At 52.6% G+C, this 14,640-nt stretch carries 11 protein-coding genes; 7 read left to right on the plus strand and 4 right to left on the minus strand.

Annotated elements, in window-relative coordinates:
- Positions 1-14 precede the first annotated feature (14 nt).
- The 3 genes from ACYVK4_RS26270 to ACYVK4_RS26280 form a co-directional block, all read right to left on the minus strand.
- Positions 15-5,228: a hypothetical protein gene (locus ACYVK4_RS26270; protein WP_461130545.1), complete on the minus strand. Its 5,214-nt coding sequence runs from the start codon at positions 5,226-5,228 to the stop codon at positions 15-17.
- A 42-nt stretch (positions 5,229-5,270) separates the two neighbouring features.
- The gene (gene prmA, locus ACYVK4_RS26275; RefSeq protein WP_461130546.1) at positions 5,271-6,101 is read right to left on the minus strand and encodes a 50S ribosomal protein L11 methyltransferase; all 831 of its coding nucleotides are present in this window, start codon (positions 6,099-6,101) and stop codon (positions 5,271-5,273) included.
- A 67-nt stretch (positions 6,102-6,168) separates the two neighbouring features.
- On the minus strand, positions 6,169-7,521 hold the full coding sequence (locus ACYVK4_RS26280) for a thioredoxin family protein (protein ID WP_461130547.1): 1,353 nt from the start codon (positions 7,519-7,521) through the stop codon (positions 6,169-6,171).
- A gap of 205 nt (positions 7,522-7,726) precedes the next feature.
- On the opposite strand from ACYVK4_RS26280, the gene ACYVK4_RS26285 reads away from it, so the two are divergent.
- From ACYVK4_RS26285 to ACYVK4_RS26315, 7 genes are all read left to right on the plus strand, one after another.
- On the plus strand, positions 7,727-8,308 hold the full coding sequence (locus ACYVK4_RS26285) for an RNA polymerase sigma factor (RefSeq protein ID WP_461130548.1): 582 nt from the start codon (positions 7,727-7,729) through the stop codon (positions 8,306-8,308).
- Positions 8,305-8,925 (plus strand): hypothetical protein, encoded by a 621-nt coding sequence (locus ACYVK4_RS26290; protein WP_461130549.1) that lies wholly within the window; start codon positions 8,305-8,307, stop codon positions 8,923-8,925. The genes ACYVK4_RS26285 and ACYVK4_RS26290 overlap by 4 nt, the downstream gene beginning before the upstream one ends.
- The gene (locus ACYVK4_RS26295; RefSeq protein ID WP_461130550.1) at positions 8,922-9,836 is read left to right on the plus strand and encodes a DUF4097 family beta strand repeat-containing protein; all 915 of its coding nucleotides are present in this window, start codon (positions 8,922-8,924) and stop codon (positions 9,834-9,836) included. Before ACYVK4_RS26290 ends, ACYVK4_RS26295 begins: the two co-directional genes overlap by 4 nt.
- A 26-nt stretch (positions 9,837-9,862) precedes the next feature.
- A complete protein-coding gene (locus ACYVK4_RS26300; protein WP_461130551.1) occupies positions 9,863-10,654 on the plus strand; it encodes a hypothetical protein in 792 nt (263 codons plus the stop codon).
- Between the two features lie 74 nt (positions 10,655-10,728).
- Positions 10,729-11,529 carry a hypothetical protein gene (locus ACYVK4_RS26305; protein ID WP_461130552.1) on the plus strand — a complete coding sequence of 267 codons (801 nt, stop codon included), beginning with the start codon at positions 10,729-10,731 and terminating at the stop codon, positions 11,527-11,529.
- Positions 11,530-11,673: 144 nt separating this feature from the next.
- Positions 11,674-12,462, plus strand: coding sequence for a cysteine hydrolase family protein (locus ACYVK4_RS26310; RefSeq protein WP_461130553.1), 789 nt, complete (start codon positions 11,674-11,676; stop codon positions 12,460-12,462).
- Between the two features lie 62 nt (positions 12,463-12,524).
- Complete coding sequence (locus tag ACYVK4_RS26315) at positions 12,525-13,154, plus strand: LON peptidase substrate-binding domain-containing protein (RefSeq protein WP_461130554.1); 630 nt, start codon at positions 12,525-12,527, stop codon at positions 13,152-13,154.
- Positions 13,155-13,220: 66 nt separating this feature from the next.
- On the opposite strand, the gene ACYVK4_RS26320 is transcribed toward ACYVK4_RS26315, so the two are convergent.
- Entirely contained in the window at positions 13,221-14,372 is a 1,152-nt protein-coding gene (locus ACYVK4_RS26320; RefSeq protein ID WP_461130555.1) for an AI-2E family transporter, read from the minus strand.
- Positions 14,373-14,640: the final 268 nt, after the last annotated feature.

A 14,640-nucleotide genomic window follows, 5' to 3' on the forward strand; every position in this document is an offset into this window, starting at 1 on the left:
GCTGAGAAAAAGGCTTAAAACCCTTCTTTCTCAGCCTCTTTGTCCTTTTTCTTCTCGTCTTTCTTCTTCTCTTCCTTCACCACTTTCTGGCCGGGTTGCGGCTTGGGCTTCGGCGCCGGCTTGGCTTTTGTTTTGTACTGATCCAGATAGCGATCCACAAAGAGGGTTTTCTCATCGACGGTAGCCGGGACCAGTTCAATGGTTTGCTTCGACGTATTTTTAGAACCCGCCAGCAGCTGGTCGTTAATTCCCTGTTCAGAAGTTACGATGGCCAACTGCCCCAAAGCCGTGGGCGTGCTGCCCGGTTTGTAATCATAATACACCCACACATCGGGCGACGATTCGAGGTAGATACTGGCCTCGTCGCCATTGCCCGTTTTCCGGATTTCGACGAACCCATCCATCTGGGCGTTGATGTCCGTTGCCATCATGTTCGATACGCCCAGCTTGCCAACACTATAAAACGCGTTGTATTTCGTCGACCACCGCAGGTTGGCATTGGCCAGCACCAGCATGGCGTTTAGTTTGGGCGAGGCCTGATTCAGCGGAGCGTGTGCATTCTGCGCTTTGACCCGATAGGCATCTACCGCCTGCTGACCAATCAATGGCAGCAGCTTATCCGACAGTCGGTTCAGGTCGTCATCGGCAGCTTCGTCGTTCTTCTCCTCCTGATTCGCCTTCACAATTTTATCCGAGATCAGGGCACTGATCGGGTCGGGCACCGGAAAGGCAAACGCCAGCAGGGTGTTGAACCGATATTGCGCACTGTCTATATTGACCCTCGCCGATCCTGACGACAGCAGGTATTCGTGCGGAGCCGAATTCATCAGATTCATCTTGCCTTTAAAGGTCATCAGGCCACGAGCATCGTTAAAGGTAAATGCATTTTCCACCTCATCGTCGGCACCGGCTGTTGCAGCGGTGCTGTCAGCTTTACCATTATCGCTGGCATTGGAAATTCCAGCGGCAGATCCCGCGGGCAGATCACTACCCTTTGACGCAATCCGATACACTTTATCTTTCTCGTCGTAGCTCATAATGCCCGTCGCCGTGAAGAGGTCACCGTCCCGCGAATCTTCTTTCGGCGAGAGGAACGTGGGGTACAGTCCGGCATTATCGAGCCGGAAGTGGATGCCGGCCACCAAGGGCTGCCCGCCTTCATTTTTCAGGTTTTTATCCACCTTTATTTCCAGCCGTTCCTCCACTTTTTCCTTGAACGGAATCCAGCCGCCAACCAGATCCTGTCGTTTCTTCAAGGCCGGTTTAATAAATCCATCCATAGCCAGATCGGGCGAGGGGGCCTGCATGGCAATCGTACCTTTGAACAACATTTTAGGCGCCAGTTGCAGGTTATCGTCTTCATCGACCTCAGCGCGGGCAACCGTGAAATAGGTCGCGGTGGGTTTGTCTGCGACACTACGCTTACCTCGCGTGGCTGCCCGACCGGCTTTTTTGGTGTCGGCCGTCAGCGATGCTGTGGCGGGTTTAGTTACCGCCACAGCGGGTGCCTCTTTCAGTTCGAAGCTACCCATTTTGATGCTGGCGGTATCGCCTTTAGCGGTGGCGAACTGGTAGGTGGCATCGCCCGCGAACTTCGTACGGGATAACACCTGGATATTCCCGTTTTTGAGCCGGTGAAAACGGCTAACAGTATCCAGTTCGAGTCGAGCGTTCTTGAAGGCCAGCATTTCGCCGTTGCGCCGGATGGTCACCTGTCCTTTGTCAGGATAGATGCGGGCGTCGGCGGAAGTGATGAAGGGCACGCCACTGATGTTCAGGGTTCGTTTCTCCACATCATACAAAGCCGCCGATCCGTTGAAGGTAAGTCCCTCCTGCTCTTCGGCGGTAGCCGTAAACGTCGACGTTTTCACGTCCCCTTTCATTGCAATCGTGTGGGCGTTGATGTTCCACTGCGCGCGGTTGATGCTGGTTTTGTAAGCCGCAAAGGGAAACTCCATGCTGGAGCTTGTCGTGTCGTCGAGGCTTTCTTTCTTGTTAATGGCCAGACCAACAATGCCTTTTGTCTGGTTAAAATCAACGTCGACGTCGTTGCCCAGCAAAACAGGTCTGCTAAGGGGTGTGCCGGGAGTCTCTTTATCCTGAAGAATCTTGAACTGGGCGTTGTTAGCGACAAAGCCTTCTTTATTGAACTTGATACTGCCCGACACGGCTTCCGAATCTTTCCGGCGCAGGGTTCCGTTGCCAAATAAACCCGATGAACGAAGCGCTAAACCACCTTCAAGGTTCGTAGTCGCGTTGTAGAAGTTGAAATTATTCTTCTGGGTCGTGATGACCATGCTGTCAGCCTTGGGCCACCATTTCAGGCTGTAGTTATTCAGCTGCACCTGTGGAAAATAGGCGGACGCGCCCCCGGGCCTACCGATGAGCCCTTCTTTTATCTCGCCCTTTGCGCCCGAGGCCAGCAAGGAGTCGGTCATGAACAGGATTCCGGCGGCATTCAGGCTAGCGGTCAGGTGGTTCAATACCCCTTCCGATCGCAGACCGCTTTTATCCATTGTCAATTCGCCGGTAAACTTAACGTTTGAGGGCGTCGTCCCTTTTTTGCCGCTGTAGACCGGGTAACCCGTGGCCGGGGCCTTATGCACGAAGCCTAGTGTATTGTCGGGCATAGTTTTCAGCTCAGCCTTGAAGGGCGGGAAGATACCATCGGAATAGAATGTACCCATGAACGAAATATCGCCCTTACCCAGACTGTCGTTGTCGATGGCCGGGATTTTGAAGTACACCTTCTGGTTGTAAGTGATGTTCCCCCGAACGGGCTGGTTAAAATAGACCGTCATACCTTCGGGCATCACCAGCCGCTGGGTCGTTTTCTTCCCGGCAATACGGCCCGATTTGTTGTCTGCCGCGCCCAGAAACACCGTTCCCGGATTCTCGTATTTGATGTCGCCCCCTACTTCGCCGTCTTTCCCCTGAGCCGCCAGTTTCTGCGACGAGAAGGTAATGGAGTCGATCTTGTTCAGCGTCATCCCGAACTTCTCGTAGTCGAATTTGAGGTCGCGGCCCGCATAGCGGAGGTTACCGGCTTTCAGCTGCCCGTTGAGTGTAAAGGCCCGGTTTTTTCCCACACGAAGTGTCTTGTCAGAGGGCACCCCGAAGATTTTCAAGGAATCAGACAGAATAAACCGGTTGACACCCCGGATGGTCAGGATCTTGTCGTCCAGATTGATCGTCGCGTTTTTCGTGCTGTCGTTGGACGCAAACAGCGACTGTACCTGGAAATTGTCGTAATCCTTTTTCTGGGTATACGCCAGCACATACAGGTAGCCTTTTCGGCTCAGCCGCATTTCCTGCGTGGTTGGGTTGCGGTCGATGTAGCCTTCCAGCACCATCCGGTTCAGGGCGCCCCGCAGCGAGGTGGCATTTACATTTTTGGCAAAGCGGGTAATGTCATCATCCACGAAAGCCTGCTGCTTGGTGGTCGAAATGTAGTTCGCTACAATCTGCAGGGGGTGAAAGCCGTAATCGACGGTCAGGTCGGCGTAGCGTTGAGGGTGGAAATAGTCGAACGACTCGAACCGGACCGGCACTTCGCGTTTAGCTCCCACCTGATAAAAATCGACTTTCCGGCGGGGTAAGTCCCAGCGCACCACTTCGGGCATGATGTAGAACTTGTGGTACGAATCGGCGTAGGGAACCCGGGCGTAGTCGGTGCGCTGCTCACGATCGAGCCAGGCGATCTTCTGCTTCTTATCATACCGGAAGGTCACTGATGGGTGCGAGATGGAATCCGTATCGACATAGCCCACAAACGAAGCCGAGTTTGCCGAGATCATCGGAAGCGATTTGTTACCGTTTGCGGCTTTGGCCGGTTCAGGCGTTGTCGTCGTGTTGAAGCCCGACGAGGCCAGACCCGCCTGCGTTGAATCCGGTCGACCGCTGGCGGTTACCGCCGAAGTCGTGTCGCTCATGTTGAAGTCGAACCGGCGGCTGGTGGCTTTAAAAGCGGGCTTTCCGTTATATTTCACAACGATCTGCGCGGGTTGACCACTAGCCGATGCGCCAACCATCTGCGTACCCGACAGGGCCAAACCACCCCGGTAGTCAATGTCGGTGCCCAGATCGGGCAGTTTCACATCGTTCTGCCACGACATGAAACGGGGGTAGGTTACCGGCCCGCCCTTTTTCTTGCTGACGTATTCAAAAACCCCTTTTATGGGTTTGGCCGTGCCGTAGGTCAGCGTTACATCGTCAGCCTGAAGGCGCGGATTCATGGTCGTGAGTGCATACTCCGTCAGGGTCACGAAAATATCCGGCCGACCGGCGGTTGCCCAGGTGAACTTGCCTCCTTTGCCGACCAGCACGCCATCTTTCAGCATCAGATCGCCACTCGTATTGGCCAGTACTGCCGAATCACCATTGGCAATCATGGCCAGCGACACATCCTTCAGTGTAATGACCGGACCAAAAACGGGCGGAATGGGCCGACGCGTCGGAATGTATTGAGGCCCGAGTTGACGGGGCATGGTGGAGTCGGCCGCTGGGGTGTCCCAGCCATCGAAGCGGGAACGTTCGGCAGCGGCTTTGGCTGCGGCAATGGAATCGGCGGGTGTTTTGATTGCATCCGGCCGGTTGGCTACCTGTGTATTTTCGATATACCGAATCTCGAACGAGCCGCCCAGCGCATAGAGTTTGTTGTAGGTGCTGGCATACAATTCGTGCCGCTCCAGAAAACGACGGGTGGTTTCGAGACTTTTGGCAAAGGTTTTGGGGTCGTTCGCATCAAAGAGCTTCTCGGCAATGGTCAGGATACCATCCACATTAGTGGCGGGTTGCTGCTGGCTGGCCAGGTAAAGCGATTCATAGAAGGGCACGAAATACATGGCCGGTTGAAGCCGTTTCTGGTTCATTTTCCGGCTCAGCACCATCACGCGCTCCTGTTGTGCTGCCGACAGTTTGTTCTCCGACCAGAGCGATTGCAAGTTCGTACCGGCCCGAACGGATACCCCACCGCCCGTTGCCATCAATTTCTGCACATCGGCCATGAACTGGTCGGGCTTGTCCGAAAGCCGGACTGCCTGACCAAAAGCGGTGGTCAGGGTAAGAAGAAATAGCGCAACGAATAGCCTTCTTTTTACCACCCCCAACCCCCTCCTAAAACAGGAGGGGGCTAGAACAAGGGTACCACATTGTAAAGCCCCCTCCTGTTTTAGGAGGGGGTTGGGGGTGGTAAAAAGCCCTGAGTATATATTCTGTATTCGATTCATATTCATCCGGTAGCTAATAAAACCTTGATTAACATGTTCCTATCAGCGTTTAATAAATGACAAAGACGTCCATTGATTCGTTGTTAACCGTTTCGCGGGTTCTAATCCAGCTTCCACGGCTTTCTGTTCAATATCGGCAGCATCGTGCTCGTAGAAACCACTGACAACCAGATGCCCGTTTTGCTTTAACAAGTTTGTGTAGGTGGGAATTTCGGCCAGTAAAACGTTTCGGTTGATGTTGGCCAGCACGATCTCATACTGATTCGCGGGGTCAACATCGGCGATCGTCCCCTGAAATACGGTTACCTGCGGACACTCATTCAGTTCAGCGTTTTCGCGGGCATTTTCAACGGCCCACTCTTCAATGTCGAACGCCAGCACGTTGGTAGCGCCCATTTTGGCGGCCAGAACGGCCAGGATGCCCGTTCCGCTGCCCACGTCCAGCACCGACGTACCTGAGAAATCGAGGCCAAGCTGCTGCTCCATCATCATGGCGGTGGTTTCATGATGACCCGTGCCAAACGACATTTTCGGGTTAATGACAATCTCGTAACGAAACCGGGCATCCGACTCGTGGAAGGACGCCCGGACCCGGACCTGGTCGGCAACTTCTATCGGCTCATAATCTCTCTCCCACTCGGCGTTCCAGTTTCTCTTCTCTAACGAATTGACTTCGTAGGCTATTGCAGTTTGATCGGCGTATTTCGCAACCAATTCCCGAACAGCTTCTTCGGTATAATCAGGCTCAATAATGTACGCGTTCAGGCCCTCGTCGGTTTCCACAAATGACTCAAAACCAAGTTCAGCCAATTCGGCGGTGAGGATGTCTGTATAGTCGGGCGACAGGCGGAGTTGCAGTTCAATGTAATTCATACATCAAAGTAACGAAAAAGGGTAAGCCGTTTGGCTTACCCTTCCAGAAACTATCGACGTAACCAGATCAAAACGTCCCTGTTTTCATTTGGTCTAGCGTCTTTTGCAGCGATGCAACCATAGGCGATTGGCGTTCTTTCTCTTTTTTCACGGCTTTTGCCTGCCATTCCAGAGCCTCTTCCTTTCGGCCGAGCCGGTACAGAACACGGGCGTAGGTATCCATCAGGCCACCATCTTCCCGATATTCGAGGGTGCGCTTCGACCAGCTTAGGGCTTTGTTGAGATAAATCGGGTCGCGGGTTAACTCCTGAAAATCCATAGCCGCCTGATTGAGCGCGCTGACAAACCGCTGCGTATTGGGAAAAGCCATCACCGAGATCATCTGACCGGGTTTAGGACGCGCAACCGTACCATTTGGCCCTGGAAATTCGCCCCGCATCCGGCGCTGGCTCTCCAGCTCGTCAAGCTTCTGAACCGAGTCGACGCGGGCGGTCATAAATTGTTTGTCGTAATAGTCGGTGGCCAGTTTCAGATAGGTAAGGGTATCCTTGACGCCCCGAAAATAGCGCATCAATACCCAGTCGCGGGCTGCCAGCCCATTTTTATAATCGTTTGTAAACGTACGCTGCCGGAAAAAGGCTGTTCGGGAAGCCAGCTGCACGTTCTTTTCTTTAATAGCCTTTCGCACAGAGTTGTTGGTAATTCGATTATTTAGCTCGACGGCCTTGTTCCAGCCAACGGCTTTATAGAGGCTATCCAGCTTAACATAGTCCCGGCGAAATACGGAATCGGCCTTGCTGCCCACTACAGGGGCCTGTTCAAAAATAAACCGCAGTACCCGGCCTGATCGCAGCGAATCGGGAGGCAGGCTCATCACATAAGCCTCCAGCGGCTCCGTATTCGACAGGTCTTGTTCGCGCAGACGGTCGATGTACTGCCGCAACAGCGCCGACGAGCGGTCGCCTTTGGCATAGGCCTCGGCCAGTGCTTTCAGTGGTCGCTCCCGGCTCTTGGTAAATGCTTCTTCGGCTTTTTCGAGGTAGATGCGGTCGAAGCTGGTCGTGCCGCAGTAGCGAACCAGCGGGTTTTCGTCGGCATCCAGATAAACCGATGCGGGCACACATTCCTGTTCCAGCCGGTCGACCAGTTCTTTACCGACGCCCGTAGTCCCATCGGTACGAAAACTCACGAAATGCAGCGCAAATTTTTCCTTCATCAGCGGGCTGTTGAAGGCGGTAGAGGCTACTTCACCACAGGCACCGCAGCTGGGCGAGTCGATATGCAGGAACAGCAGCTTTTTCTCTTTCCTGGCTTTTTTTACAGCATCGGCCCAACTGCCTTTTTCAAAAACAATACCTTGTGCTGTAGCAAAGCCCGGCAGAGAGGCCAGGATGATTAACAGGGAATAGAAAACGTTCATACGCTGATACAAAGGAAGTGGTTGAGTAACGGCAAGATACATGAAAACATGATATAGCAAACCAGGCTCTATCTTGAGCAACAATTTATGTGGTGACGCACTCTTGTTTTGCCCCCTGGGGCGGAGAAACCTCATTTTATTTAGGGCCACTTCCAACCATTTGTTGGCTAACCAGCACTTTAGTTTGAAAATACTTTAAAACCCGATGTTCCGCTTGGCCCTTCCCCCCAATATACCTGCCGAAAAATCCATCGGGCTCTACCCTGACTCGCCGGAGCGTGCGCTTGTCGAACGCTGTCAGGCTACGGACAAATCAACGGATCGACGGGCGGCCCAGCGGCAACTCTTCGAGCAGTATAAACGAGCCATGTTTTCGACCGCCTACCGTATTCTTAACGACTACGACCACGCTAACGACGCCCTACAGGATGCGTTCGTCGATGTTTTCCGGAACCTGGATCAGTTTGCGTTTCGCTCCACGCTGGGGGCCTGGATTAAAACCATTGTGGTTCGGCAGGCCATTCGGAAGCAACAGCTCGAAGGGCGGTTTTTAACCATCGACGAAACGCTCCACGACCAGCCCGCGCCGTTTCGGGATTCGCTTACCGGGGCCGAACTGGACGCGGCCATCCGAACCCTGCCCGATGGCGCCCGAACCATCTTTCTACTGGTTGAAGTGGAAGGGTATACCCATAAAGAAGTGGCGGAAATGCTCGGCATTTCGGAAGGCACATCGAAATCGCAGACGAGCTACGCCAAAAAATTATTGAGACAGCGACTATCATGACCAATTCTTTGCCCCCACTGCCCGAATACGACCCTCGTCCAGACCTCTGGTCGCGGATAGAGGCCGACTTACTGGCCGATGAGCAACTGAGCCGTCGCCTGCCTGACCTGCCGATGTACGAACCCAAAGCGACTCTGTGGGAGGCTATTGAGGAAAACCTGCACTCAGAAACACCCACGACGATTCGGCCGCGCTGGGCCATATGGACAAGCTCGCTGACATGGTCGGGATTCGCAGCCACAGCTGTTGTTATCCTTATAGGCGGCTGGCTCGCCTGGCCTGCCGAACCAGCGGAAGCTGTGCGGGTAGAGTACGCCGTTGAGCGTACAGAAACATTCCCTGCCCGAACAGACGACCATTTGCTGACTCAATCGAGTGCCGACCGCCGGGCCGAAGCGTTTATTGCCCGTCAATGTGCCGAGCAGCAATTGGCCTGCCAGCGGCCCGAAGTCCACGAGCTTCGGAATCAGCTGGCCAGCCTGACCGCCGAACAGCAGCGCATCGAACGCGAACAGCAGATTTTCGGTAACGACCCGGCGCTGGTGCGGGCGCAGGTTAAGATTGAAAACCAGCGGGCCGAAGTGACTAAAGAACTTATTACCCTGCTGCGCTCATGAGACGACTATTGATACAGACAGGGTTTTGGCTACTGTTGCTTTTCTCGGCTTCGGTCAGCTACGGCCAGACACCCGTTCAGGTCGTTACGAAGGTAATCGACAAAGAATTTCCCTATACCGAGGGCCAGCGCGTCCGGCTGAATGGGCAAAAAGCGGATGTGGTTATCAAGGGCTGGGCACGACCAACGGTTGCCGTTCATTTACGGCTGATTGCCAAGCACCCCGACCGGGCCGTTGCCGAGCGCGAAGTCGCCTATCATCAATACAGCTTACAGGTAGATAATGGGCAGATCGACCTGTCGAATCGCTTTGTCATTCCGCAGTCAGCGGCTAAGCTACAAAGTCAGCTCAAGGCTGTTTACGAAGTCAGCATCCCCGTTCGGGTATTGCTAACGCTCACAAATTCCTTCGGCGATATTCGGTTAAGTGATCTGGCCGGTGATGTTTCCGTAAACTTCGAGTTCGGGAAATTAACGCTGGCGGACATGGGCGGCAAATTGACCATTGTGTCCAACTACGGCGATATTGACGGGCGCGATCTGGCAGCTGTACTGTCGCTGAAAGCCGAGAAGGCAGACGTCGCCCTGGAGGAGTTAGGCGGAACGGTACAGATACAAAGCCAGTATGGCCGCCTGTCCTCGGCGCTGGCGCCAACCCTGAACGCGCTAACGATCGACGCAGCCCGGACCGAGATTCTGGTGGTTGCCAAACGAGTGCCTGATTTTAAATTCGACGTCAGCACCGCGAATAGCGACATTCGGCTCCCATCGGAATTTGCCAGTCAGCTCCATCGCCAAGGGGGTAAACAGACGTTCAAATACCAGCCGCTCAGTCGAAAACCTGCGGTCATCATTCGCAACAGTTACAATACCGTAATCATCCAGGACGATAAAACACTGGTTGGCCGGTAAACCCATCCTTCAACTCTCTCAACGCCATGAAATTTCGTCAGCTTATCTCCCTCTGTTTTTTCCTGGGCCACCTCATCAACTGCGCCTACGGCCAGTCGGACTCCGTCAGAACCGAATATAAAACGGAAGATGATACTATTTCCCGCAGTGAAATCCAGCGGGTCGTCCGCTATATTACCCGTGCTAACATTGAAGAGAAAACGCTGCTCAAGTTTGGGGTGTTTCCCAACTCGGCTTCGTACACACAAAACGGATACGTCAACACCATTGGGTTTAACACCGAGCTAAGTGTAGAGCATAAACTCAGTCCCTCTTTCTCGGTGCTTCTGGGCATTGATAATCAACTTTCGATTAATTATACGCCCCGAAATGCCAATAGTCGGTTAAGCGCGAGTCCTGGTCAGATACTATGGCTTTTCAATCGCGGTTTCTACACCCAGTCATTCGCCAAAGTAGCGGTTCGCCATTATTATGGCATGGCCCGACGAATCAGGGAAGGCCGATCGGCCAATAATTTTTCGGGCGCGTACATCGGTGTTCAGGTCAGACGCCCAGTCTTTTCGTATACCCAGGCTCGTCGGCGTGAACTGACATCCGGAGAGTACCGAACTGAAAAGTACGCTTCCTCACCAGGCGACTATCATACAACTTCGTTTGGGTTGCAATGGGGTATTCAGCAACGGCTGGGTCGCCGAGGCTATATCGACCTCAATGCGGGTCCTGAGTTGACTTTCTTCAACTACGACCAGCCGCCCTATCCCCGGTCAGGATCACAATTGTCGTTACGGATCAACGCAATCATCGGCCTGGGTTGGTAGCGTATGCACCCAGCCTCATGCAATAGTCGATTACACTGACCAAATACATACACTTGTTCAACCTTCTCAATGTCATGAACATCCGCCAGCTCCTTTCTTTTCTCTTTGTTGTCTGCTTATCCATATCCTATGCGTTCGGGCAATCTGACTCGGTTAAGGCAAACCCCAAAAAACCGACCGGCACAATTTCCCGAAGCGAAATTCAGCGGGTTATCCGGTACATTACCCGCGCCAACATTGAAGAAAAGACCCTGATAAAAGTGGGCATTCTCCCCAATACCGCATCTTTCACGCAGGAGAGTCTATCGAACGGAGGTAGCATTGACATGGAGCTAAGCGTTGAACGAAAACTCAGTCCGTCGTTTTCCGTATTATTTGGTTTCGATAACAAATTCGAAATTTCCCAGTTTCGATCGGGTTTATTCAACCAGTCGGGCAGTCTATCTGGACAAACCCCACAATGGTACCCCGATCGTAGCGTAACGATAAATTCGTCTGTAAAACTGGGTGTTCGCTATTACTATAGCATGGCCCGACGAATCAGGGAAGGCAAATCGGCTAACAATTTCTCCGGCACCTACATCACCTTTCAAGCCAGAAGGCCCGTTCTGGACTTTTCACAAGTTCGTAACCGTGAGTATATATCAGGCGATTACCAAGTCGAAACCCGAGTTCCGCCTTTAGGAACCCTCAATACGCCTTCCTTCGGGCTGCTGTGGGGGATACAGCAACGGCTGGGCCGTCGGGGGTATATCGACCTGAGTGCCGGTCCCGAAGTGCGCGTCCTCGATTCCTTTCGAGCGTACAACACTAATAATAATTCAAGAACACAGCTGTCTTTCCGGATTAACGCCATCATTGGCCTGGGCTGGTAGCCGTTTCTCACAGACTAAAAAGGGGCCTTTTGGGAGAAATTTGCCGTAAACCAGCTTTCTACCCAGGCACAACATTAAAAAACGGGTCTTACATTTGACGGTCAATTGTAGCGTCGTGCGCAAACTACACTTGACCGTCGTTTTATGAAAAATGCCTTCCTCATTATCGATGCCCAGTTTGATTTCTGTCACCCCGATGGCGCCCTGTTCGTGCCCGGCGCGGAGCAGGATGTTGAGCGCATGTCGGCGCTGATTCGGCAACACGCCCATCAGATCGATCACATCGTTGTTACCTTGGATACGCACCATGTGCTCGACATTGCGCATCCGCTTTTCTGGCACGATGCCGAAGGTAACCACCCCTCCCCGTTCACCCAAATTACGGGTAACGATGTGGATGCGGGCCGCTGGATTCCCCGTTTCTCGCCCGAAAAAGCCATTCGCTACATCCACGACCTCGAAGCCGACGGACAGTTTTCGCATTTTATCTGGCCCGAACACTGCCTGATCGGTTCGCGCGGGGCCGCTTTGCACGATACAGTACACGGGGCTCTAAAAGCCTGGTCAGGCCAGCGCGACCTCGATTATGTGGCGGTGCAAAAGGGACTTTACCCGTTGTCGGAGCATTTCGGCATCTTCCGGGCGCAAGTGCCGAACCCCGACATTCCCGAAACCCAGCTCAACACTAACCTGATTACCGATCTGGACCGTTTCGACAGGATTTATTTGATGGGAGAAGCTAAATCGCACTGCGTCGCCAATAGCCTGAAGCAGCTATTGGATTTTGCCCCGGCGCTGGTGCCGAAGCTGGTTGTCGTAACGGATTGCATGTCGGATGTAACGGACCTGGGCTTCCTGGGCGATCCGATCTATGCCGAAGCCCGCGCCAAACAGGTAAAATTTCGGCCATCAGCTGATATTTTCGCAGACTAACCCCTATTTCAGGAATCTGTCGAGTAGACTATTATTCATAAAACCCGTACCTTATCGGCTCTATGGAAAAGACGCTTTCTCTATTCCCGCTCAACCTGATTGTTTATCCCGGCGAGGATTTGAACCTGCATATTTTCGAACCCCGTTACCGCCAGCTTATTAACGAGTGTCTGGAAGAAGAACGGACGTTTGGCATTCCGGCCTTCATCAACAATAAGCTGCCGGGTTTTGGTACGGAGATGCACGTAACGACACTGCATAAACGCTACCCCGACGGCCGGATGGACATAAAGTCGAAAGGACTTGGTGTATTTAAACTCGTAAACTTCGAGAACCCGCTCCCCGGCAAGCTCTATGCGGGTGGTGAGGTGGAGTTAGTCGAGACCAGCGATGGGTTTAGTGCGCATTCGCAGGCGCTAATCGAGCGACTTGAGGATTTGTATCGTGTATTACAAGTCGAAATAGACTATTCCGTTACCACCGAAAACCTCTCCTTTCGCGTAGCCCATAAAGTTGGCCTTTCCATCGAGCAGGAATACGAATTGCTCACCCTCGAAACGGAAGCCGAACGCCAGCTTTTCCTCATCCAGCACCTCAACAACGTGCTGCCGGTGATGCTGGATATGGAACGCACCAAACAGCGAATCCGCATGAACGGCCATTTTAAGAATCTGGACCCCTTAAATTTTTAAAGAGTGAAAGAGCGAAAAGTGAAAGAGCGAAAAACCGTTTACAGCACTCTTTCGCTCTTTCACCGATTAATTCTTCTCCTCCACTTTCCCCACCTTCTTCGCGCGTTTGGGCAACTGGTCGGCTAGCTCCTGGAGGTTTTTGATGGGTGGGCGCGGCTTTTCGGCTTCGCCGATCAAAAAGCCGTAGGGCTTGAGCGATTCCACCGAATCGAATATAACTTTCAGGATGGCCGTCATGGGCAAGGCGAGTACCAGTCCCGGCAACCCCCAGATATTCTCCCACAGAATCAGGACAACAATAGCGGCCAGTGGATTGATGCTAACTTTAGAGCCGACGATATAAGGGGTTATGAAGTTTCCCTCCAGCGTTTGCACGAACAGAAAGACCCCAATAACGCCCAGTGCTTTGATGGGATTATCCTGCGTAACGAGCGTGTAGGCGGCAGGCAGCAACGACCCCATCGAAATACCGAAATAAGGGATCAGTACCAGGCAAGCCCCAAAAAAACCAAAGAAAATGGCGTAGTCGACACCCAGAATGAGCAGCCCAACGGTCATGAGCGTTCCGATAATCACAATAACCAACACCAGACCAGCCAGATAATCTTTGACCACTTCGTAAATACCAGCCATCACATCGTCGATCTTCGACCGGCGGGTGTTGTCAAATACTTTGTAAAAAAACGAGCGAAAAAAGTCGCGGTAGAGCAGAAAAAAGAACGCAAAGAGCAGAATCAGAAAGAGGTTGGTAATGATGCTGGTAGTAGCCAGCAGCGTTGTGGTCAGAATGGTCCCTCCTTCGGCCAGCGCCTGATTGACGTACTTGCTGATTTCGGATGTTTGCCGCTGTTTGTTAATATTCAGCTTCTGATCAGCAAAGGTTTGCAGGCTTTTGATGTAGTCATTCGCTTTCTGAATGAACTTGGGGAAAACCTCCGAAAAGCTGCTGATCTGAGCCGAAATCCCCCAGAACAGGGCCGTCAGGACGCCTAGTGTCAGAATCAGACACAGAAGAATAGCCAGCACACGAGGCACTTTCCAATTTTCGAGCCGCTTGGCCAGCGGAAACAACAGCACGGCAAACAGGATGGCAAAGACCAGCGGAATCAGCAGGCCCTGCAATACATGCAGCCCATAAACGATAATAACCAGCGACAGCAGTACGCAAACCAATTTAGCGTATGAGGGAAGTTCGATTTCCCGCGAGCGAATGTTCATAAAGTAAGTAAAAACAACGGCAAAGTTTGAGCGTACTATTTCGTATTTTTTTTAGCAACTTTGTTAAGTAACCAACCCCTGAATGTTGGCATTGTTCAGCAGGAGGCCGGCTTATTAATCAGGAATTAATGAACTCGTTTACAGCTACCGACAAGTATAAATCCGAAAAGTCTGGCTGTTAAGTTTTTGTTAAGTATGCATTCCCGATTCGTAACGTTGCGGATAAGCCACGTAACTTCGGGCTGCCGATGATTCGGTAACTTACCAA

The sequence above is a fragment of the Spirosoma aerophilum genome (assembly GCF_054782495.1).